Below are 21,369 nucleotides of genomic sequence, written 5' to 3'. Positions count from 1 at the left end.
CCCCTCGTTCTCACTCGAACGGAGGATCCGGGCCGGGTGGGGCGCCGGGGGGCGGCGGCTGCCGCCCGTGCGCAGGCTAGAGCTTGGTCCACGCCTCGGTGAGCACCGAGCGCAGGATGCCTTCGATCTCGTCGAAGGTGCCCTGGTCGGCGATCAGCGGCGGGGCCAGCTGGATGACCGGGTCGCCACGGTCGTCGGCCCGGCAGTACAGGCCGTTGTCGAAGAGCGCCTTGGAGAGGAAGCCGTAGAGCACGCGCTCGGTCTCCTCGTCCGTGAAGGACTCCTTGGTGACCTTGTCCTTGACGAGCTCGATGCCGTAGAAGAAGCCGTTGCCGCGGACGTCGCCGACGATCGGCAGGTCGTGCAGCTTCTTCAGCGTGTTGAAGAAGTTGCCCTCCTGGTCCAGCACGTGCTGGTTCAGGCCTTCCTTGTCGAAGATGTCGAGGTTGGCGATCGCGACCGCCGAGGACACCGGGTGGCCACCGAAGGTGTAGCCGTGCAGGAAGGTGTTGTCGCCCTTGTAGAACGGCTCGGCGATGCGGTCCGAGACGATGCAGGCGCCGATCGGGGAGTAGCCCGAGGTCATGCCCTTGGCGCAGGTGATCATGTCGGGCACATAGCCGAACTTGTCACAGGCGAACATCGTGCCGAGGCGGCCGAAGGCGCAGATCGTCTCGTCCGAGACGAGCAGCACGTCGTACTGGTCGCAGATCTCGCGGACCCGCTGGAAGTACCCGGGCGGCGGCGGGAAGCAGCCGCCGGCGTTCTGCACCGGCTCCAGGAAGACGGCCGCGACGGTGTCGGGGCCCTCGAAGAGGATCTGCTGCTCGATCTGGTCGGCGGCCCAGCGGCCGAAGGCCTCCGGGTCGTCGCCGTGGATCGGGGCGCGGTAGATGTTGGTGTTCGGCACCTTGTGGGCACCGGGGACCAGCGGCTCGAAGGGGGCCTTCAGGGCCGGCAGGCCGGTGATGGACAGGGCGCCCTGCGGGGTGCCGTGGTAGGCGACCGCACGCGAGATGACCTTGTACTTCGTGTGCTTGCCCTGCAGCTTGTAGTACTGCTTGGCGAGCTTCCAGGCGGTCTCGACGGCCTCGCCGCCACCGGTGGTGAAGAAGACCTTGTTCAGGTCGCCGGGGGCGTAGTCCGCCAGGCGCTCGGCCAGCTCCACGGCCTTGGGGTGCGCGTACGACCACACGGGGAAGAACGCGAGTTCCTGGGCCTGCTTGTAGGCGACCTCGGCGAGCTCCTTGCGGCCGTGGCCGGCGTTGACCACGAACAGTCCGGCGAGACCGTCCAGGTAGCGCTTGCCCTTGTCGTCGTAGATGTAGGTGCCCTCGCCCCGCACGATGGTGGGGACGGGGGAGTTCTCGTACGAGGACATGCGGGTGAAGTGCATCCACAGGTGGTCGTACGCGGTCTTGGACAGGTCCTGGGTCACGGTTATCGGGTTCCCCACATGTAGGTCTGCTTCTTCAGCTTCAGATAAACGAAGCTTTCGGTAGATCGCACGCCGGGGAGCGTGCGGATCTTCTTGTTGATCGTTTCCAGCAGGTGGTCGTCGTCCTCGCAGACGATCTCCACCATCAGGTCGAACGAGCCGGCGGTCATCACCACGTACTCGCACTCGGCCATGGCGGTCAGCGCGTCGGCCACCGGGTCGAGGTCGCCCTCGACGTTGATGCCGACCATCGCCTGGCGCCGCAGGCCCACGGTGAGCGGGTCGGTGACGGCGACGATCTGCATGACGCCCTGGTCGAGCAGTTTCTGTACGCGCTGGCGTACGGCTGCCTCGGAGAGGCCCACGGCCTTGCCGATCGCTGCGTAGGGACGGCGTCCGTCCTCCTGCAGTTGCTCGATGATCGCCAGGGACACAGCATCGACCGAAGGGGACGGTTGTCTGTTCCTGGAATCTGCGCTTCGACTGACCACGGGCTCACTGTGCACGAGGAGTCGTCTGTTCCGCAACCCGTAATCAATGAAATCCGTTGTTCTGGGTCTCGAACTTCACGGATTTCGTAGTTGGCCTCGCCCGGCTCTGTCGAAAGCGTCACCAAAGAGGCTAGGCTGGGGTAGTTGTCTCAATCATTGGACATGGGATCAGGAGTGTGGGTGTAGTGACCACCGAACTGCGTCGTCTGCGCAACTACATCGGCGGAGAGTTCAAGGACGCCGCCGACGGGCGGACCACCGAGGTGGTCAACCCCGCCACCGGCGAGGTGTACGCGACCGCCCCGCTGTCCGGCCAGGCCGATGTCGACGCCGCCATGGCCGCCGCCGCCGCGGCCTTCCCGGGCTGGCGCGACACCACCCCCGCGGAGCGCCAGAAGGCCCTGCTGAAGATCGCGGATGCCTTCGAGGCCCGCGCGGACGAGCTCGTCGCCGCCGAGTCCGAGAACACCGGCAAGCCGCTGGGCCTCACGGCCAGCGAGGAGCTGCCGCCCATGGTCGACCAGATCCGCTTCTTCGCGGGTGCGGCGCGCATGCTCGAGGGCCGCTCGGCCGGCGAGTACATGGACGGGATGACCTCGATCATCCGCCGCGAGCCGGTCGGCGTCTGCGCCCAGGTCGCGCCGTGGAACTACCCGATGATGATGGCCGTGTGGAAGTTCGCCCCGGCCATCGCCGCGGGCAACACCGTGGTGCTCAAGCCCTCGGACACCACCCCGGCCTCCACCGTGCTGATGGCCGAGATCATCGACTCGGTCCTGCCCAAGGGCGTCTTCAACGTCATCTGCGGCGACCGCGAGACCGGCAAGGCGATGGTCGAGCACTCGGTTCCGGCGATGGCCTCCATCACCGGCTCGGTGCGGGCCGGCATGCAGGTCGCCGAGAGCGCCTCCAAGGACGTCAAGCGCGTCCACCTGGAGCTCGGCGGCAAGGCCCCGGTCGTGGTCTTCGAGGACGCCGACATCGCCAAGGCCGTCGAGGACATCGCGGTCGCGGGCTACTTCAACGCCGGCCAGGACTGCACGGCCGCCACCCGCGTGCTCGTCCACGAGTCCATTCACGACGAGTTCGTGACCGCGCTGGCCAAGGCCGCCGCCGACACCAAGACCGGTCAGCCGGACGACGAGGACGTGCTGTACGGCCCGCTGAACAACCCGAACCAGCTCAAGCAGGTCGCGGGCTTCATCGAGCGCCTCCCCGCCCACGCCAAGGTCGAGGCGGGCGGCCACCAGGTCGGCGAGAAGGGCTACTTCTACGCCCCCACCGTGGTCTCCGGCCTCAAGCAGGACGACGAGATCATCCAGAACGAGGTCTTCGGCCCGGTCATCACCGTGCAGTCCTTCACGGACGAGGCCCAGGCCCTGGAGTACGCGAACGACGTCGAGTACGCCCTCGCCTCCTCGGTGTGGACCAAGGACCACGGCCGTGCGATGCGGATGTCCAAGAACCTCGACTTCGGCTGTGTGTGGATCAACACCCACATCCCGCTGGTCGCCGAGATGCCGCACGGCGGCTACAAGAAGTCCGGCTACGGCAAGGACCTCTCCGCCTACGGCTTCGAGGACTACACGCGCATCAAGCACGTCATGACCTCGCTCGACGGCTGATCGATCATCGCCACGGTCATCACCGGGGCCTGAAGGGGCGGGCAGTAGACAGAATGTCTATTGCCCGCCCCCTCGCGTTCACGGAACCCTTGCCCCATGCCTGAACTCGCCTTCTCCCGCCGCACCGTGCTGGGCGGCCTCGGTGCCGCGGGCCTGTCGGCGGCCCTCACCGGCTGCGGCGTTCCCGCCGCGTACATCCCGGAAGACCGGCGCGGCGGCCCGGACCGCTCCGACGCGGACAAGAGCGTGGCCTTCGCCAACTGGCCGCTCTACATCGACACCGACGAAGAGGACGAGACGAAGCGGCCGACCCTGGACGCTTTCGCCGAGCGGACCGGGATCTCCGTCCGCTACTCGGAGGAGATCAACGACAACGACGAGTTCTTCGGCAAGGTCAGCCCCGCCCTGATGAACCGCCAGGAGACCGGCCACGACCTCGTGGTGGTCAGCGACTGGATGGCGGCCCGCTTCGTCCACCTGGGCTGGGCCCAGAAGATGGACCGCTCCACCCAGGCCAATGTGGCCGGGAACCTGGACCCGCAGCTGCGTTCCCCCGCCTTCGACCAGGGCCGGCTGCACACCGTCCCCTGGCAGTCCGGCATCACCGGCATCGCCTACAACCGCAAGGCGCTCGGCCGCGAGATCAAGTCGGTCAAGGACCTGTGGCACCCGGACCTGGCCGGCAAGGTCACCCTGTTCTCCGGACTGGACGAATCCTTCGCCCTGTTGATGCAGGGCAACGGGGTGGACGTCACCCGGTGGACCGAGTCGGACTTCCACCGGATGTGCGACCAGGTGGAGGCGATGGTGAAGAAGAAGCACATCCGGCGCTTCACCGGCAACGACTACACCTCCGACCTCAGCAAGGGCGATGTGCTCGCCTGCCAGGCGTATTCGGGTGACGCCATCCAGCTCCAGGCGGACAACCCCGACATCGAGTTCGTGGTCCCGGAGGAGGGCGCCGAGCTCTGGGCCGAGAGCCTGCTGATCCCCAACCTGGCCCGGCACAAGGCCAATGCGGAAGCCCTGATCGACCACTACTACGACCCGGAGGTCGCGGCCGAGCTCGCCGCCTCGGTCAACTACGTCTGCCCGGTCCCGGCAGCCCGCGAGATCCTGGCCGGCTCCGAGGACGCGGAGACCGCCGAACTGGCCGAGAACCCGCTGATCTTCCCGGACGGGGACATGCGCAAGCGGCTCGCGGTGGCCCGGGACATCTCGGCGGCCGAACGCCGGCCCTTCGCCAAGCGCTGGAACGGGATCGTCGGCCTCTGAATATTGAACGCGTTCGAGATGAGACTTGAACGTGTTCAGAATATCGGCGTAGGGTGCTGCCATGAGCGAGAGCAGCGCCCTACTCCGGCGTATCCGTGCCTGGCTGGTGCTTTTCCTGGTCTGCCTGGTCCTCAGCGGAATCACAGCGTTTCCCCTGGTCACCGAGATGCACCTGCTCAACTCCCTGGTGGACAACCACTGGGTCCAGCGGGTGACCGAAGGCCTCGACCGGGCCGATGCCGACTACCCGTTCCTGCTCTACGGCACGGACTGGCTGGCCTTCGCCCACCTGGTCATCGCGGTCTTCTTCCACGGGGTCTACCGGGACCCGGTCCGCAATATCTGGATCGTCGAAGCCGGCATGATCGCCTGCGCCGGGGTGGTCCCGCTGGCCCTGATCTGCGGGCCGATCCGCGGCATCCCCTTCTGGTGGAGCGTGATCGACATGTCCTTCGGGGTGTTCGGGGTGATCCCGCTGCTGGTGCTGCGCCGCATGATCAAGCGGCTGGAGGCGATGCAGCAGCCGCAGCCCGAACCGGCCGGAGCCCCGGCCCCGGCCTAGCGGATGTGCGGGGTGTCCGGATCAGCGGCAGGACTCCGCCCGCACCGCCGCCAGCGCGGCCACCCGGTTGGTGGTGATCGAGTCCACCCCGGCCGCGATCAGCTTCCGCATGGTCCACCGGGTGTCCGCCGTCCAGGCCGACACCAGCAGCCCCTCCCGGTGCACGGCCTCCGTCAGCCCCCGGCTGACCAGACCGAAGCGGTAGTTGAGCCAGCGCGGCGCCACCGCGTCGATCAGCACCCGGCGCGGCGGGCTCAGCGTGGTCCAGGTCAGCGCGATCTCCGCGCCCCGGTCGGCGGCCCGTACCGCGAGCATGGTCCGGGAGCCCGCGCAGTAGTACGTACGGTCCCGGGCCCCGCACTCGCGCACCTGGCCCACCACCGTGCGCACGGTCTCCTCCGTGGCCCCCGGCAGGTCGATCATGACCCGGCCGGCCCCGGTGGCCGCCAGCGCCTCCCGCAGGGTCGGCACCCGGCCGGCCGTGAGCTCGCGCAGCTGAGCTGCCGTCATCGAGCCCAGCAGCACATCCGCACGCCACAACCGCTTGAGCGACTCGTCGTGCAGCAGGACCGGCACCCCGTCGCGGGTGACCCGTACGTCGATCTCGACCGCGTCCGCTCCGCGCGCGAACGCGGAGCGGAGCGAATCGAGGGTGTTCTCGCGGATGCGGTAGGGATCGCCGCGGTGGCCGACGGCAGTCAGGGTGCGCATGGACGCATTCTCCCCGGCGGCCGGGCGATCGGTCGATGGCGCAAGGCCCCGACAGACGACCTGACAGACGATGAGTCGTCAGCGGGCGAGCCAGGCCGCCGTGTACGTGTCGATCTCCGCCGCCAGCTTCGCCTTGCCGGCCGGGTCCAGGAAGGACGCCTCGACGGCGTTCTTCGCGAGGCCGGCCAGACCGCGCTCGTCCAGCTCCAGCAGCCGGGCGGCGACCGCGTACTCGTTGTTCAGGTCGGAGCCGAACATCGGCGGGTCGTCGCTGTTGATGGTGACCAGCACGCCGGCCTGCACCATCTCCCGGACGGGGTGCAGGTCCAGGTCGGTGACGGCGCGGGTGGCGATGTTGGAGGTCGGGCAGACCTCCAGCGCGATCCGGTGGTCGGCCAGGTACTTCAGCAGGTCCGGGTCCTGGGTGGCGCTGGTGCCGTGGCCGATGCGCTCGGCACCCAGCTCGTTGACGGCGTCCCAGATGGACTGCGGGCCGGTGGTCTCGCCGGAGTGCGGGACGCTGTGCAGACCGGCCTTGCGGGCCAGGTCGAAGTACGGCTTGAACTGCGGGCGCGGCACCCCGATCTCGGGTCCGCCCAGACCGAAGGAGACCAGGCCCTCGGGGCGCAGGTCGACCGCCAGCCGGGCGGTCTCGGCGGCGGCCTCCAGACCGGCCTCGCCCGGAATGTCGAAGCACCAGCGGAGGATGACGCCCAGTTCGGCCTCGGCGGCCCGGCGGGCGTCCTCGATGGCCGCCATGAAGGCCTTCTCCTCGATCCCGCGGCGGGTGGAGGAGAAGGGGGTGATGGTCAGTTCCGCGTAGCGGATGTTCTGCCGCGCCATGTCGCGGGCGACCTCGAAGGTCAGCAGCCGGACGTCCTCCGGGGTGCGGACCAGGTCCACCACCGACAGGTACACCTCGATGAAGTGCGCGAAGTCGGTGAAGGTGAAGTAGTCGGCGAGCGCCTCGGGATCCGTGGGCACCTTGGAGTCGGGGTGCCGGGCGGCGAGTTCGGCCACGATACGGGGGGACGCGGAGCCGACGTGGTGCACGTGGAGCTCGGCCTTGGGCAGCCCTGCGATGAAGGGGTGCAGATCGGTCATGAGGGGCAGGCCTTTCGGGATCCGGGTGCGGCGGAACGGGCAAGGGTTCATCGTAGGCAGGCCCCTGGGGCTGTCGGCGGCAGCCCGTAGCATGGCCGTACGAGAGGGGGGCGCAAGATGACCGACCAGAGCGACCAGAGCCCCGAGCCTGCCGATCCGTGGGCGCCGCCGGACCGGCCGGCCGCGGACCGGGGCGGGCAGCAGAGCCCGCCCGGGATACCGGGCGCGTCGCAGGGGGGCCGCCCGCCGTCCGTGCACGACCAGCCGACGATCACGGGGCTGCCCGGCGCGATTCCGCAGCCCCAACCCCAGCCGCAGCAGCCGCAGCCGCCGCACATCCACCAGACCCCGCCGGCCACTCCGGCGTACGGGTACCCGGCACAGCCGGACCCGGCCGGACCGGCATACGCGTACGGGTACGGCCATCCGGGCGGCGCTCACCCGGGCCACCCGGGCCACTCGCCCGCCTACACCGCCTATCCGGCCGGATACCCCTCGTACCCCGTCATGCGCAACGGCTTCGGCGTGACCGCCCTGGTGCTGGGGATCGTGTCGGCGGTGATGTTCTGCACCAGCTTCATCGCCGTGGCGATCGGCATCACCGCCGTGGTCTTCGGCATCCTCGGCCGCGCCCGGGTCAGCCGGGGCGAGGCCGACAACGGCGGGGTGGCGCTGGCCGGCATCATCCTGGGCGTGGTGGGGATCGTGGTGGGCGCCCTGCTCGCGGTGGTGTTGATCATCGACATCGCCAACGACTCCGACGGCGACACCGGGAGCGGCAGTGGCGGCTCCGGGCACGAGGCGCCCTACTCGAACTCCCAGGTGCTGCACCGCGGCTGACCCGGGCCCCAGGGCCCGGGCCGGCCGTGCGCGGTGTTCCGTGCGAGCCGGATCCGTCAGCCGGCCCAGGGCCAGTCGGCGGACCGGCCGCTCTCGATCAGCGACACCATCCGGAACGCGGCGTCGGTGAGCCCGCCGAAGGTGTGCCGGTTGCCGGAGCCGGAGGGCGCGTGGCCGACCCGGTAACCGGCCAGGTTCCAGGTGTACACCGGCACCGCGTCCGGCACCTGCGCGGTCGGGTCGCCGCTGTAGCCGTATGCGCCGGCCTGCTCGTCGGTGACGATCAGTACCCGGTCGTGGTCCCGGTAGTGCTCCCGTACGGCGCGTACCGTGTCGGTGCCGCCGAGGTCCCCGAACCGCTCCAGCACCTTCAGCACGGACTCGCCCCGGTTGCAGGGGACGGGCGCGCTGGTGGTGCCGAACTGCACCAGGTCGGCCTGCTCCGCCCGCAGGGCCAGCGCCGCCCCGAACACGGCCGCCGCGTCCGCCCGGTTGAGCTCGGAGCGTTCCGACAGACGGCACCACATCGACCCGGACCGGTCCACGAGGACCAGCGTCCGGCCGGGCAGCGCCGGTACGTTGGCCAGCGCATGCCCGAGGGCCTGCTCCAGCGGGTAGGCCCAGCGCAGCGAGGGGGCGTGCCGGTAGGCGGCCAGGTAGCGGAAGGGGAGCTGCCGGGACCGGGCGACGACCTCCGGATCGGAGATCTTCGCCGCGACCTGCGCGGCGACCTCGTCCGAGACTCCGGCCTGGTCGAAGTTGCGCAGGTTGCGCAGCAGCGCCATGGCGCCCATGGACGGGATGACCGCCTCCCAGGCGGCTGCGTCCATCGGTCCCTGGAGCCAGCCGGCCAGGACCTCCCAGGTCATGCCCGCCTCCGCGAGCCGCTCGGCTCCGCCGGGCGCGGTGACCACGGCGCGCCGCTCGGAGACCGGCAGCTCCATCAGGGCCCGGTGGGCGAGGAGGGTCTGGTTGCCGGCCGGGACCTCGGCGCTCTCGGGGTGGTGCCGGCGGTCCAGGGCGTAGCGGAACAGCTCGCCCTGCCAGGGCTTGGCCGGGTCGGGGGAGGCGTGCACCAGGTTGAGGACGTCGCCGAAGCGGTAGGCCCGTCGTGCCGAGTCGGTGTCGTACTTCAGCAGCGAGCGGCCGGAGTAGAGCCGGCGCACGGCGTCGGCGATACCCCGCTTGACGGGCTTGGGGACGTTGCGCCCGTGCGTGGCCGTCCAGTAGCCGAGCAGTTCGCCGGGCTCGTCCGCGCGCTGCAGCACGGAGTCCACGACCTGCCGGTTCGACGGCCCGTCGGTGGCGCCCGCGTCGAGCCGCGCCTTGACGTATTCGGCGGCGCCGACCAGCGAGGCGGTACGCATGTTGGCGTCCCCGCGGAGCCAGCGCAGCAGGCCGGCGGTCCAGTCCGGGTCCTCGACCGCGAGCCGCCGCACGAGGGCGGCGAACCGGTCGTCGCGGTCGGCCCCGTTCTCGTAGAAGGTCCGCTGCGTCACGAAGTTGGCGACGGCGAGCAGGAACAGCTCGGAGCGCGGGTCGCGTTCGTACCCGGCGCCGCCCTGGTGGGTGCGGGCGCGGCGGCCGGTGGAGCGTACGGGCGAGGTGGGCGCGGCCGGAGCCTTGGACGTGAGCGCGCGCAGGTTGAAGCGAGCCATGGTGAATCCCCCCGAATTCAAAGGACGGCGGGGGAGGCGTGACGTGCGGGATGCCCGAGATCAGGGTCGGCGGCGGACTTTTATGCCCGGCGAGCTTCCGCGCTGCTCCACCGGCCCGTTCCCTTGCGGGTGACGGGCCGGGTGGGATTCGAACCCACGACCTCCGGGTCCCCAGAAGTAACCGCAGCCTGCGCACCGGGCATCCCGCACGCGGCCTCCCGAGATCAAGGTGGCGGCGGCCTGGGTTTCTTTGGAAGAGAAGGAGCCGCTGCCTGCGCACCGGGAGGTGCGTGACACAGGGTGTCCAGAGATCGAGGTCGGCGAAACCACGTGGTGCTCTACCAGCTGAGCTACACCGGCCTGAAGCCGGTGACGGGACTCGAACCCGCGACCGCCCCATTATGAGTGGAAGTAGGTCTCGCCTTCGCACCTGGACAAGGATCACGTTAGGCGGCGGGCCCGGGCGCCGCCACGGAATTACCGGTCAGCCCTGGCCGGCGAGCAGCCGCTCGCGGGCGTCCATCAGGGCGAAGCCCAGCAGGTTCAGGCCGCGCCAGCGGGCCGGGTCCAGGGCGCGGGCGTCGTCCGCCGGGAGGCCGATGCCCCAGATCCGGTCCAGCGGGCTGGCCTCCACCAGGACCCGCCGCCCGGTGCCCAGCAGATAGCCGAGCAGCTCGGGGGAGGAGCCGAATTTGTGGACGCTGCCCGCCACCACGATGGCGTACCGCTCGCGCTCCCACACCGCGTTGTCGAAGCCGCGCACCAGCCGGCCCGCCTTCTTCGCCTCGGCCGGGGTCGGGGCCGACACCGCGGCCCGTTCCGCTTCCGCGTCCCCGAACAGGCGCGCCTTCTCGGCCATCATCCAGTGCTCGGCGGTGGCGTACTCGACATCACTGACGGTGAAGGGTGCGGGCCACCACTGGCTCAGGCAGCTCGGTCCGAGCGAGCCGTCGGGCCGCGGCCGGTGTCCCCAGAAGGGCAGGTACTTGACCCGCTCACCCTGTTTGACCTGCTCGATCAGTTGGTCGATCTTCTCCATGCACGGCAGTCTGGCAGCCGCCACGGACACTTCGTACGGGATTTGGGGCCTGTCTCGACACATGGTCGACCGATTCCGTCGCGTAATCAAAAGGCAACAACGGAATCACTTGGCTGGAGCGAAGGCCTCTGTCAGGATCGGCACTCAATTCGAGCTGGAGCTACGGAGAGCGTCATGGGCAACCGCTTCCAGATCAAAGACCGCTTCGCAGAGGGCGCACAGTACATCGACGGGCGGCTTCGGTCCGGTACCTCCGGGCAGTCACACACCGTCGTGGACCCTGCCACCGGCGACGAGGTCCTCACCTACGAACTGGCGAGCACCGCCGACGTCGACGAGGCCGTCGCCGCCGCCAAGCGGGCGTTCCCGGGCTGGTCGGGCAGCACCCCCGGCGAGCGCTCCGACGCGCTGCACCGGCTGGCCGCGGTCCTCGCCGCCCAGGCCGAGGACTTCGCGTACGCAGAGTCCCGCCAGTGCGGCAAGCCGGTGAAGCTGACCTCGGAGTTCGACGTACCGGGCACCATCGACAACACCGCCTTCTTCGCCGGCGCCGCCCGCCACCTCCAGGGCCAGGCCGCCGCCGAGTACTCGGGCGACCACACCTCGTACGTACGCCGCGAGGCCATCGGCGTGGTCGGCTCCATCGCCCCCTGGAACTATCCGCTCCAGATGGCCGCCTGGAAGATCCTCCCGGCCATCGCCGCGGGCAACACCATCGTCCTCAAGCCCGCCGAGCTCACCCCGCTGACCTCCCTGATGTTCGCCCAGGCGGCCCAGGAGGCGGGCATCCCCGACGGCGTGATCAACATCGTCACCGGGGCGGGCCGGGTGGCCGGGGAGCATCTGGTCGGGCACCCGGACGTGGTCATGACCTCCTTCACCGGCTCCACCGCGGTCGGCAAGCGGGTCGCCGAGATCGGCACCGCCACCGTCAAGCGGCTCCACCTGGAGCTCGGCGGCAAGGCCCCCTTCGTGGTCTTCGACGACGCCGATCTCGAGGCCGCCGCGCACGGCGCCGTCGCCGGCTCCCTGATCAACACCGGCCAGGACTGCACGGCCGCCACCCGCGCCTACGTCCAGCGCCCCCTCCACGACGCCTTCGTGGCCCGGGTGGCCGAGCTGATGGAGACCGTCCGGCTGGGCGACCCCTTCGCCCCCACCACCGACCTCGGCCCGCTGGTGTCCCACGCCCAGCGCGACCGCGTCGCCGGCTTCGTCGAGCGCGCCCGGTCCTACGCCACCGTCGTCACCGGCGGCGAGATCCCGCAGGGCGAGCTCGCCGACGGGGCCTACTACCGGCCGACGCTCGTCAGCGGCGCGGCCCAGGACAGCGAGATCGTCCAGTCCGAGATCTTCGGCCCGGTCCTGGTCGTGCTGCCCTTCGACACCGACGACGAAGGCCTCGCGCTGGCCAACGACACCCCGTACGGGCTCGCCGCCTCCGCCTGGACCCGGGACGTCTACCGGGCCGGCCGGGCCACCCGCGAGATCAAGGCGGGCTGCGTCTGGGTGAACGACCACATTCCGATCATCAGCGAGATGCCCCACGGCGGCTACAAGGCCAGTGGTTTCGGCAAGGACATGTCCGCCTACTCCTTCGAGGAGTACACGCAGGTCAAGCATGTGATGTACGACAACACCGGGGTGCCGGCCAAGGACTGGCACCGCACGATCTTCGGGGACCGATAGCCGCGCTCCGCTCCGACCGGCGGACACACGACACCCGAAAGGGCATTGCGCATGGACCACCACGAGCCCGACCGCCTCTCGGCGGCGCAACTCGCCGCGTTGCGGCGCAGCCTCACCTCCGGGCGCGGCGCGCTGACCCGCCGCTCGCTGCTGCGGGCCTCCGGAGCCGGCGCGCTCACGCTGGGCGCCCTGGCCGGTCTGACCGGCTGCGGGATCCCGCCCGCCAAGCGGGAGGGCACGGCCGCGGTCCCCTCCGACGACCACTCGGACCGGGAGAAGGAGATCAACTTCTCCAACTGGACCGAGTACATGGACACCAGCGAGGACGAGAAGACCCGCCCGACCCTCGCCGAGTTCGGCAAGCGCACCGGCATCAAGGTCAAGTACACCGAGGACATCAACGACAACGTCGAGTTCTTCGGCAAGATCAGGCCGCAGCTCGCGGCCGGCCAGGACACCGGCCGTGACCTGATCGTGGTCACCGACTGGCTGGCCGCCCGCATCATCCGGCTCGGCTGGGCGCAGAAGCTCGACGCCTCCCACCTGCCGCACGCCTTCGCGAACCTGTCCCCGCAGTTCCGCAACCCCGACTGGGACCCGGGCCGTGTCCACAGCTACCCGTGGACCGGCATCTCCACCGTCATCGCCTACAACACCAAGGCCACCGGCGGCCGGAAGGTCGACTCCGTCACCCAGCTGCTCGACGACCCCTCCCTCAAGGGCCGGGTCGGCTTCCTCACCGAGATGCGCGACACCGTCGGCATGACCCTGCTCGACCAGGGCAAGGACCCGGCGAGCTTCACCACCGCCGACTACGACGCCGCCATCGGCCGCCTGCAGAAGGGCGTGGACAAGAAGCAGATCCGCCGCTTCACCGGCAACGACTACACCGCCGACCTGGACAAGGGCGACCTGGCGGCCTGCCTCGCCTGGGCCGGCGACGTGATCCAGCTGCAGGCCGACAACCCCGACATCCAGTACGCCATCCCGGCCGCCGGATACATCACCTCCAGCGACAACCTCCTGGTCCCCGCCAAGGCCCGGCACAAGGCCAACGCCGAGAAGCTCATCGACTACTACTACGAGCTCCCGGTCGCGGCCCAGCTGGCCGCCTACATCAGCTACGTCTGCCCGGTCGAAGGCGTCAAGGACGAGCTCGCCAAGATCGATCCGGCCCTCGCCGACAACACCCTGATCGTCCCGGACAAGGCGATGGCCGCCAAGTCCCACGCCTTCCGCTCCCTCACCTCGGAGGAAGAGACGGCGTACGAGGAGAAGTTCGCCAAGCTCATCGGCGCCTGACGGGCCTGCCGGCCGTCCTCCCCCTCCCTCCCACCACAGACAACCGGGACCGCGACCCATGACTGACAAGACCACCACCGGCGGCGATGTCCGCCTCAGCGGGATCAGCAAGCACTACGGCGCCTTCACCGCCGTGCACCCGCTCGACCTCACCATCCCCCAGGGCTCCTTCTTCGCCCTGCTCGGCGCCTCCGGCTGCGGCAAGACCACCACCCTGCGCATGATCGCCGGCCTGGAGGACCCCTCCACCGGCACGGTCAGCCTCGGCGACCGGGAGGTCACCCACCTCCCGCCGTACAAGCGTCCGGTGAACACGGTCTTCCAGAGCTATGCGCTCTTCCCGCACATGGACATCTTCGAGAACATCGCGTTCGGCCTGCGCCGCCGCGGTATCAAGTCGGTCGGGAAGCAGGTCGACGAGATGATCGATCTCGTCCAGCTCGGCGAGCACGCCCGCAAGAAGCCGCACCAGCTGTCCGGTGGCCAGCAGCAGCGCGTGGCCGTGGCCCGCGCGCTCATCAACCACCCCCAGGTACTCCTGCTCGACGAGCCGCTCGGCGCCCTCGACCTCAAGCTGCGCCGACAGATGCAGCTGGAGCTCAAGCGCATCCAGACCGAGGTCGGGATCACCTTCGTGCACGTCACCCACGACCAGGAGGAGGCCATGACCATGGCCGACTCGGTCGCGGTGATGAACGGCGGCCGGGTGGAGCAGCTGGGCGCCCCCGCCGAGCTCTACGAGAACCCGCGCACCACCTTCGTCGCCAACTTCCTCGGCACCTCCAACCTCATCCAGGCCGCCGTGGAGTCCGCCGGGGGCTCCTCCGAGGACGTGGTCGTCTCCGCGGCCGGTACGAAGCTCCGGCTGCCCGGCGCCCGCTGCGCCACCACCCCGCGCACCGGCGGTCAGCTGCTGGTCGGCGTGCGCCCGGAGAAGATATCCCTGGTCCCGGCGGACCAGGAGCACACCGTCGCCGACGGCCGCAACAAGATCGCCGGCCGGATCGTCGCCTCCTCCTTCATCGGCGTCTCCACCCAGTTCGTCATCGACAGCCCGGTCTGCGCCGAGCTGGAGGTGTACGTGCAGAACATCGAGCGCGACGCCCGGCTGGTCCCCGGTGCCGAGGTGGTCCTGCACTGGAACCCGGAGCACACCTTCGGCCTGGACGCCTCCCAGGACATCGACGCCGGAGTCGAGACCGTCGAGGAGGGCGCATGACCGCCACCGCCGAGGCGCCGCCGCAGGCGCCCGCCGCCGCGGACCCCCCGGTCCACAAGCCCTCCGTACGCAAGCGGCTGGTCCCGTACTGGCTGCTGCTGCCCGGCATCCTGTGGCTGCTGGTCTTCTTCGTGCTGCCGATGATCTACCAGGCCTCGACCTCGGTGCAGACCGGCTCCCTCGAAGAGGGCTTCCAGGTCACCTGGCACTTCCAGACCTACTGGGACGCCTTCACCGAGTACTACCCGCAGTTCCTGCGGTCCCTGCTGTACGCCGGCACCGCGACCGTGCTGTGCCTGCTGCTCGGCTACCCGCTGGCCTACCTGATCGCCTTCAAGGCGGGCCGCTGGCGCAACCTGCTGCTGATCCTGGTCATCGCGCCGTTCTTCACCAGCTTCCTGATCCGCACCCTGGCCTGGAAGACGATCCTCGCCGACGGCGGCCCGGTGGTCGGCGCCCTGAACAGCCTGCACGTCCTGGACGTCACCAGCTGGCTCGGTATGACCGAGGGCGACCGGGTGCTGGCCACCCCGCTCGCAGTGGTCTGCGGTCTGACGTACAACTTCCTGCCGTTCATGATCCTGCCGCTGTACACCTCGCTGGAGCGCATCGACACCCGGCTCCACGAGGCGGCCGGCGACCTGTACGCACGCCCCGTCACGACCTTCCGGAAGGTCACCTTCCCGCTGTCCATGCCCGGCGTGGTCTCCGGAACCCTGCTCACCTTCATCCCGGCGAGCGGCGATTACGTCAACGCCGAACTGCTCGGCTCCACCGACACCCGGATGATCGGCAACGTCATCCAGTCGCAGTACCTGCGCATCCTCGACTACCCGACAGCCGCCGCGCTGTCCTTCATCCTCATGGCCATCGTGCTGATCATGGTGACCATCTACATCCGCCGAGCGGGGACGGAGGACCTGGTCTGATGCGTACTCCACTCGCCTGGCTGCGCCGCAATCTGGTCGTGATCGCGGGCCTGTGCACGCTCGCCTACCTCATCCTGCCGAACCTCGTCGTGACGGTGTTCTCCTTCAACAACCCCACGGGGCGGTTCAACTACTCCTGGCAGGAGTTCTCGCTCGAGGCCTGGAAGGACCCCTGCGGGGTCGCCGACCTGTGCGGCTCCCTCGGGCTCTCGCTGCAGATCGCCCTCTGGTCCACCCTCGGCGCGACCGCCCTCGGCACCGCCATCGCCTTCGCCCTGGTCCGGTACCGGTTCAGGGCCCGGGGCGCAGTCAACTCGCTGATCTTCCTGCCGATGGCGATGCCGGAGATCGTGATGGCGGCCTCGCTGCTCGCGCTCTTCCTCAACATGGGCATCGAGCTGGGCTTCTGGACCATCCTGATCGCCCACGTGATGTTCTGCCTGAGCTTTGTCGTCGCCGCGGTCAAGGCGCGCGTGCTGTCGATGGACCCCCGGCTGGAGGAGGCCGCCCGCGATCTCTACGCGGGACCCGTGCAGACCTTCCTGCGGGTCACCCTGCCGATCGCGGCCCCCGGTATCGCCGCCGGTGCGCTGCTCTCCTTCGCGCTCTCCTTCGACGATTTCATCATCACCAACTTCAACTCGGGCAACACCGTCACCTTCCCCATGTTCGTGTGGGGCTCGGCCCAGCGCGGTACGCCCGTGCAGATCAACGTCATCGGCACGGCGATGTTCGTCATCGCGGTGCTGGTGGTCCTCGCCGGTCAGATGATCGGCAACCGCCGCAAAAAGGCACAAACCAAGTAATCTCGTACTTTCGTGGTTCCGTAGTTTCCCGTAGGGAGTTGGAAGCCATGGCCCCAGTCGCCATGCGAAGTGTCACACGATCCCTTTCCGATGCACTGCCGGTCTCGTACTGGCTGGACGACCCTGGCAAGCCCCCCGCTCAGCCCGCCCTCACCAGCGACGAGCACTGCGATCTGCTGGTGATCGGCGGCGGCTACAGCGGCCTGTGGACGGCGCTGCTCGCCAAGGAGCGGGACCCCGCCCGGGACGTCGTACTGATCGAGAGCAAGGAGGCGGGCTGGGCCGCCTCCGGCCGCAACGGAGGCTTCTGCGCTGCCTCCCTCACCCACGGCTTCGCCAACGGGCTGGCCCGCTGGCCGGGTGAACTCGCCAAGCTGGAGGAGCTGGGAGCCCGCAACCTGGACGCGATCGAGGCCGCGGTCGCCCGGTACGGCATCGACTGCGATTTCGAGCGCACCGGCGAGATCGACGTGGCCACCGAGCCCCACCAGGTCGAGGAGCTGCGCGAGATGCAGGAGGAGGCCGAGCGGCTCGGCTTCGGCGGCTCCGTGTTCCTCGACCGGGACGCGGTGCGCGCCGAGGTCGACTCGCCCACCTTCCTCGCCGGACTGTGGGACCGCGACGGCGTGGCCATGCTCAACCCGGCGAAGCTCGCCTGGGGCCTGAAGCAGGCCTGCCTCGGCCTGGGAGTGCGGATCTACGAGAACACCCGCGGGCTGAAGATGTCCGCCTCGGGTGCCGGGCTGGCCGTCCGTACCCCGTACGGCCGGGTCTTCGCCCGCCGGGTCGCGCTCGGCACCAACATCTTCCCGTCCCTGGTCAAGCGCATCCGCCCGTACACCGTTCCGGTGTACGACTACGCGCTGATGACCGAGCCGCTGTCGGCCGACCAGCTGAAGGCCATCGGCTGGCAGAACCGGCAGGGCCTGGGGGACAGCGCCAACCAGTTCCACTACTTCCGGATCACCCCGGACCACCGGATCCTGTGGGGCGGCTACGACGCGATCTACCCCTACAAGGGCAGGCTCGACTCGGAGTACGACCACCGGCCGGAGACCTATCTGAAGCTGGCCCAGCACTTCTTCACCTGCTTCCCGCAGTTGGACGGCCTGCGCTTCAGCCACGCCTGGGGCGGGGCCATCGACACCTGCTCGCGCTTCTCCGCCTTCTTCGGCACCGCGCACGGGGGCAAGGTCGCCTATGCGGCCGGCTACACCGGGCTCGGGGTGGGGGCGACCCGCTTCGGCGCGGACGTGATGCTGGACCTGCTGGACGGAGCCCGGACCGAGCGCACCGAGCTGGAGATGGTCCGGTCGAAGCCGATGCCGTTCCCGCCGGAGCCGATCGCCTGGACGGGCATCGCGCTCACCAAGTGGTCGCTGGCCCGCGCGGACGCCCGCGGCGGTCGCCGGAACCTGTGGCTGAAGACCATGGACCGGCTGGGCCTGGGCTTCGACAGCTAGAGCCCCTGGCAGCCCGCCCGCTCCGTCGTTCCGCTCCCGGCGCACGCCCTCGGTCACCCCGTGACCCGATTCACCACCACGGGGTGGCCGGACCCGCGTCATACCCCGGCCCGGCCCCGCTCTCTCCGGGTGGACACATCCGCCCACGGGGAAACGGAGGCCGGGCGATGCAGGGCTCGGAGATCAAGACGGCAGTGGACTGGCTGGTTTCGGCGGCGGCCGATCCCGGCACCTGCCGGTGGGACTGGGAGCGCAACCCGCTCGGGGTGACGCTGCTGCCCGCCGGCCGGCACTGGGACGTGCTCATCCTCCCCGGGGAGCTGGGCCGGGAGACCCTCGAGGTCCTGACCCGGCTCCTGGACCGGCCCGGCCCGGTGCTCTCCGACTTCGGGCACTCCCGGCTGGGCTTCTTCGTGCCCCCGGGCACGGCATCGCGCTGGCTGGGCACGGGCGTACGGGGGGCCGGGCGCGGCAGCTGGATCGTGGTCCCGTACCCCGGCCGGGCCTCCGGCGGGGTCCGCTGGCTGGTGGTCCCCGACGGGCGGGGGACGCTCACCGACCCGGCGGTGCTGGAACTGGCCATGCACGAGGCGGCGGCAACCGTCGCGACGCAGACGCAGACGTAGACGCAGACGCAGCGACAGCCGCAGATCCAGGGCGACGAGAGGTCTTGACAGGGGCATTGGTCTGGACCATGTTGTGCTGCGCCGTCAGACGCCTCCCTCCCCCCGTGCTCCGGAGGAACTCGTGCGCAGAATCCCGTCCCGCAGAGCCCTGTCCCTCCTGACGGCCGCCGCACTCGCGGCGGCCGGCTTGTTCGCCGCCGGCCCCTCGGCCACCGCGGCCGACGCCGACCTCGTCCGCAACGGCGGATTCGAGTCCGGCCTCACCGACTGGACCTGCTCGGGTGCGAGCGGAACCACCGTCAGCACCCCCGCCCACAGCGGAACCTCGGCCCTCAAGGCCACCCCGGCCGGCCAGGACCACGCCCGCTGCGCCCAGACCGTCACCGTCACACCCGACTCCGCGTACACCCTCACCGCCTGGGTGCAGGGCGCGTACGTCTACCTCGGGGCGGCCGGCACCGGTACCACCGACGTGTCCACCTGGACCCAGTCCCCGGGCGCCTGGAAGCAGCTGACCACCACCTTCCGCACCGGCCCCACGACCACCTCGGTGAGCGTCTACACCCACGGCTGGTACGGCCAGCCGGCCCACTTCACCGACGACCTCACCCTCGTCGGCCCCGACCCGGGCGGCCCCGGCCAGCCCCAGCCCCCGGCCGCCCCCACCGGCCTGACCGCATCGGGCGCCACCGCCGGCTCGGTGAACCTCTCCTGGACGGCCACCGCGGGCGCCACCGGCTACCGGGTCCACCGGGCCGGCGCCGAACCCCTGTCCGTCACCGCCCCCTCCGCCACCATCACCGGGCTCGCACCCGCCACCACGTACGCCTTCCAGGTCAGTGCCGTCAACGCGGCCGGCGAGTCCCCCCGGAGCGCGACCGTCTCCGCCACCACCACGAGCGGCCCCGGCCCCGGTCCGGACCTGCCCGCCCACGCCCTGGTCGGCTACCTGCACGCGAGCTTCGCCAACGGCTCCGGCTACCTCCGGATGGCCGACGTACCCGCCTCCTGGGACGTCATCAACCTGGCCTTCGGCGAGCCGACCTCGGTGACCTCCGGGGACATCCGCTTCTCCCTCTGCCCGGCGGCCGAATGCCCGGGCGTCGAGACCCCGGCGGAGTTCAAGGCCGCCATCAAGGCCAAGCAGGCGGCCGGCAAGAAGGTGCTGATCTCCATCGGCGGCCAGAACGGCCAGGTCCAGCTGGGCACCACCGCCGCCCGCGACACCTTCGTCTCCTCCGTCTCGAAGATCATCGACGAGTACGGCCTGGACGGCCTGGACATCGACTTCGAGGGCCACTCCCTCTCGCTGGCCGCCGGCGACACCGACTTCCGCAACCCGACCACCCCGGTGGTCGTCAACCTGATCTCCGCACTGAAGACCCTGAAGGCCAGGTACGGCCCGGACTTCGTGCTGACCATGGCCCCGGAGACGTTCTTCGTCCAGCTCGGCTACCAGTTCTACGGCTCCGGCCCCTGGGGCGGCCAGGACCCGCGGGCCGGCGCCTACCTGCCGGTCATCCACGCGCTGCGCGCGGACCTCACCCTGCTCCACGTCCAGGACTACAACTCCGGCCCGATCATGGGCCTCGACAACCAGTACCACTCCATGGGCGGCGCCGACTTCCACATCGCCATGACCGACATGCTGCTCACCGGCTTCCCGGTGGCCGGCAACCCCGATCGCGTCTTCCCCGCGCTGCGCCCCGAGCAGGTGGCCATCGGCCTGCCGGCCACGACGAACGCGGGCAACGGCCACACTCCGCCCGCGGAGGTGAACAAGGCTCTGGACTGCCTGACCAAGAAGCAGAACTGCGGCACGTACACCACCCACGGCACCTGGCCGGCCCTCCGCGGCCTGATGACCTGGTCGGTCAACTGGGACCGGTTCGGCTCCTGGGAGTTCAGCCGGAACTTCGACGGATACTTCGCGGACGCAGCCGGCTGACGGCCACGCCCCACAGCAGCGGCCCGCACAGCAGCACGCTGGCCAGCACGTCCAGCGGCCAGTGGAAGCCGCGCAGGATCAGCCCGGCGGCCGTCGCCCCCGTCAGCACCAGGGCGACGGCCGCCGGCCACGGGCGGCGGGTGAACGGGGAGAGCAGCAGGGCCGCGGAGCCGTAGGCGACCATCGCGGTGGCCGTGTGGCCCGAGGGGAAGTAGCCGGCCGCCCACGGCTCCAGCGGGCCCGGCCGGGCGGTCCACTCCTTCAGCGGGACGACCAGGGCCGGTACCAGGACCATGGCCGCGCCGGCGGCCAGCGCCGCGCGCCGCAGGCCGCGCCGGAACGCGTACGCCATCGCGAGCAGCAGCACCGGCACGGCGACGGGGATGTTCCCCAGGTCCGCCAGCGATTCGGTGACGGGATCGGGGACCGAGCGCACCAGGGCCCGGCTCAGCCGCTCGTCCGGTGCGAGCAGGGGGCCGCCGGCCAGCACCTGCCAGGTGATCAGGGCCAGCCCGAACAGCGCGAGAACGCAAGCGACGACCGGGAAGGCGGCCGATGAGACGGCCGGGAAGATGGCCGGCCGTCCCGGAACAGGGGGGATGGTTCCGAGACGGCCGCCCGGACCGGACCGGCGCGCGCCCCGG

General features: G+C 70.2%; 19 protein-coding genes. 12 read left to right on the top strand and 7 right to left on the bottom strand.

The features are described 5' to 3' along the window. Nucleotides 1–76 precede the first annotated feature (76 nt). Nucleotides 77–1,456, bottom strand: coding sequence for an aspartate aminotransferase family protein (locus DEJ50_RS09305; protein ID WP_190344381.1), 1,380 nt, complete (start codon nt 1,454–1,456; stop codon nt 77–79). After that, nucleotides 1,441–1,944, bottom strand: coding sequence for an Lrp/AsnC family transcriptional regulator (locus tag DEJ50_RS09300; protein WP_150207100.1), 504 nt, complete (start codon nt 1,942–1,944; stop codon nt 1,441–1,443). The genes DEJ50_RS09305 and DEJ50_RS09300 overlap by 16 nt, the downstream gene beginning before the upstream one ends. Before the next feature lie 170 nt (nt 1,945–2,114). Between DEJ50_RS09300 and DEJ50_RS09295 the strand changes: the two genes are divergently transcribed. The 3 genes from DEJ50_RS09295 to DEJ50_RS09285 all read left to right on the top strand — a co-directional run bounded on the left by DEJ50_RS09295 (nt 2,115) and on the right by DEJ50_RS09285 (nt 5,391). Then, a complete protein-coding gene (locus DEJ50_RS09295; protein ID WP_150207099.1) occupies nt 2,115–3,554 on the top strand; it encodes a gamma-aminobutyraldehyde dehydrogenase in 1,440 nt (479 codons plus the stop codon). A 96-nt stretch (nt 3,555–3,650) separates the two neighbouring features. Next, nucleotides 3,651–4,829, top strand: a complete 1,179-nt coding sequence (locus tag DEJ50_RS09290) for a PotD/PotF family extracellular solute-binding protein (protein WP_150207098.1) — start codon at nt 3,651–3,653, stop codon at nt 4,827–4,829. Between the two features lie 61 nt (nt 4,830–4,890). Then, complete coding sequence (locus tag DEJ50_RS09285; RefSeq protein ID WP_150207097.1) at nt 4,891–5,391, top strand: hypothetical protein; 501 nt, start codon at nt 4,891–4,893, stop codon at nt 5,389–5,391. Nucleotides 5,392–5,412: 21 nt separating this feature from the next. On the opposite strand, the gene DEJ50_RS09280 is transcribed toward DEJ50_RS09285, so the two are convergent. Further along, the gene (locus tag DEJ50_RS09280) at nt 5,413–6,102 is read right to left on the bottom strand and encodes a glycerophosphodiester phosphodiesterase (RefSeq protein ID WP_150207096.1); all 690 of its coding nucleotides are present in this window, start codon (nt 6,100–6,102) and stop codon (nt 5,413–5,415) included. 78 nt (nt 6,103–6,180) lie between these two features. Further along, nucleotides 6,181–7,206: an adenosine deaminase gene (locus tag DEJ50_RS09275; protein ID WP_150207095.1), complete on the bottom strand. Its 1,026-nt coding sequence runs from the start codon at nt 7,204–7,206 to the stop codon at nt 6,181–6,183. A 117-nt stretch (nt 7,207–7,323) separates the two neighbouring features. On the opposite strand from DEJ50_RS09275, the gene DEJ50_RS09270 reads away from it, so the two are divergent. Continuing rightward, nucleotides 7,324–8,046, top strand: a complete 723-nt coding sequence (locus DEJ50_RS09270; protein WP_150207094.1) for a DUF4190 domain-containing protein — start codon at nt 7,324–7,326, stop codon at nt 8,044–8,046. A 56-nt stretch (nt 8,047–8,102) separates the two neighbouring features. On the opposite strand, the gene DEJ50_RS09265 is transcribed toward DEJ50_RS09270, so the two are convergent. Together DEJ50_RS09265 and DEJ50_RS09260 are read right to left on the bottom strand one after the other, a co-directional pair. Continuing rightward, entirely contained in the window at nt 8,103–9,704 is a 1,602-nt protein-coding gene (locus DEJ50_RS09265) for a TROVE domain-containing protein (protein ID WP_150207093.1), read from the bottom strand. Nucleotides 9,705–10,188: 484 nt separating this feature from the next. Then, entirely contained in the window at nt 10,189–10,743 is a 555-nt protein-coding gene (locus tag DEJ50_RS09260; RefSeq protein ID WP_190344378.1) for an NADAR family protein, read from the bottom strand. A 174-nt stretch (nt 10,744–10,917) separates the two neighbouring features. Between DEJ50_RS09260 and DEJ50_RS09255 the strand changes: the two genes are divergently transcribed. The 8 genes from DEJ50_RS09255 (at nt 10,918) to DEJ50_RS09220 (ending at nt 20,725) form a co-directional block, all read left to right on the top strand. Next, the gene (locus DEJ50_RS09255; RefSeq protein ID WP_150207091.1) at nt 10,918–12,432 is read left to right on the top strand and encodes a gamma-aminobutyraldehyde dehydrogenase; all 1,515 of its coding nucleotides are present in this window, start codon (nt 10,918–10,920) and stop codon (nt 12,430–12,432) included. A gap of 51 nt (nt 12,433–12,483) precedes the next feature. Further along, nucleotides 12,484–13,734: a spermidine/putrescine ABC transporter substrate-binding protein gene (locus DEJ50_RS09250; RefSeq protein WP_150207090.1), complete on the top strand. Its 1,251-nt coding sequence runs from the start codon at nt 12,484–12,486 to the stop codon at nt 13,732–13,734. Nucleotides 13,735–13,792: 58 nt separating this feature from the next. Then, nucleotides 13,793–14,953 carry an ABC transporter ATP-binding protein gene (locus tag DEJ50_RS09245; RefSeq protein ID WP_150207089.1) on the top strand — a complete coding sequence of 387 codons (1,161 nt, stop codon included), beginning with the start codon at nt 13,793–13,795 and terminating at the stop codon, nt 14,951–14,953. Next, nucleotides 14,950–15,882 carry an ABC transporter permease gene (locus tag DEJ50_RS09240; protein ID WP_150207088.1) on the top strand — a complete coding sequence of 311 codons (933 nt, stop codon included), beginning with the start codon at nt 14,950–14,952 and terminating at the stop codon, nt 15,880–15,882. The genes DEJ50_RS09245 and DEJ50_RS09240 overlap by 4 nt, the downstream gene beginning before the upstream one ends. After that, a complete protein-coding gene (locus DEJ50_RS09235) occupies nt 15,882–16,688 on the top strand; it encodes an ABC transporter permease (RefSeq protein ID WP_150207087.1) in 807 nt (268 codons plus the stop codon). The genes DEJ50_RS09240 and DEJ50_RS09235 overlap by 1 nt, the downstream gene beginning before the upstream one ends. A 47-nt stretch (nt 16,689–16,735) precedes the next feature. Then, the gene (locus DEJ50_RS09230) at nt 16,736–18,151 is read left to right on the top strand and encodes an NAD(P)/FAD-dependent oxidoreductase (protein WP_150207086.1); all 1,416 of its coding nucleotides are present in this window, start codon (nt 16,736–16,738) and stop codon (nt 18,149–18,151) included. A 167-nt stretch (nt 18,152–18,318) separates the two neighbouring features. Continuing rightward, on the top strand, nt 18,319–18,777 hold the full coding sequence (locus DEJ50_RS09225; protein WP_150207085.1) for a hypothetical protein: 459 nt from the start codon (nt 18,319–18,321) through the stop codon (nt 18,775–18,777). Between the two features lie 121 nt (nt 18,778–18,898). Further along, the gene (locus tag DEJ50_RS09220; RefSeq protein ID WP_411757590.1) at nt 18,899–20,725 is read left to right on the top strand and encodes a chitinase; all 1,827 of its coding nucleotides are present in this window, start codon (nt 18,899–18,901) and stop codon (nt 20,723–20,725) included. On the opposite strand, the gene DEJ50_RS09215 is transcribed toward DEJ50_RS09220, so the two are convergent. After that, entirely contained in the window at nt 20,682–21,215 is a 534-nt protein-coding gene (locus tag DEJ50_RS09215) for a phosphatase PAP2 family protein (RefSeq protein WP_317852529.1), read from the bottom strand. The genes DEJ50_RS09220 and DEJ50_RS09215 overlap by 44 nt on opposite strands. Nucleotides 21,216–21,369: the final 154 nt, after the last annotated feature.

It is taken from the genome of Streptomyces venezuelae (genome assembly GCF_008642295.1).
GTDB classification, from domain to species: domain Bacteria; phylum Actinomycetota; class Actinomycetes; order Streptomycetales; family Streptomycetaceae; genus Streptomyces; species Streptomyces venezuelae_C.
This window is presented reverse-complemented; position numbering and strand designations above follow the sequence as displayed.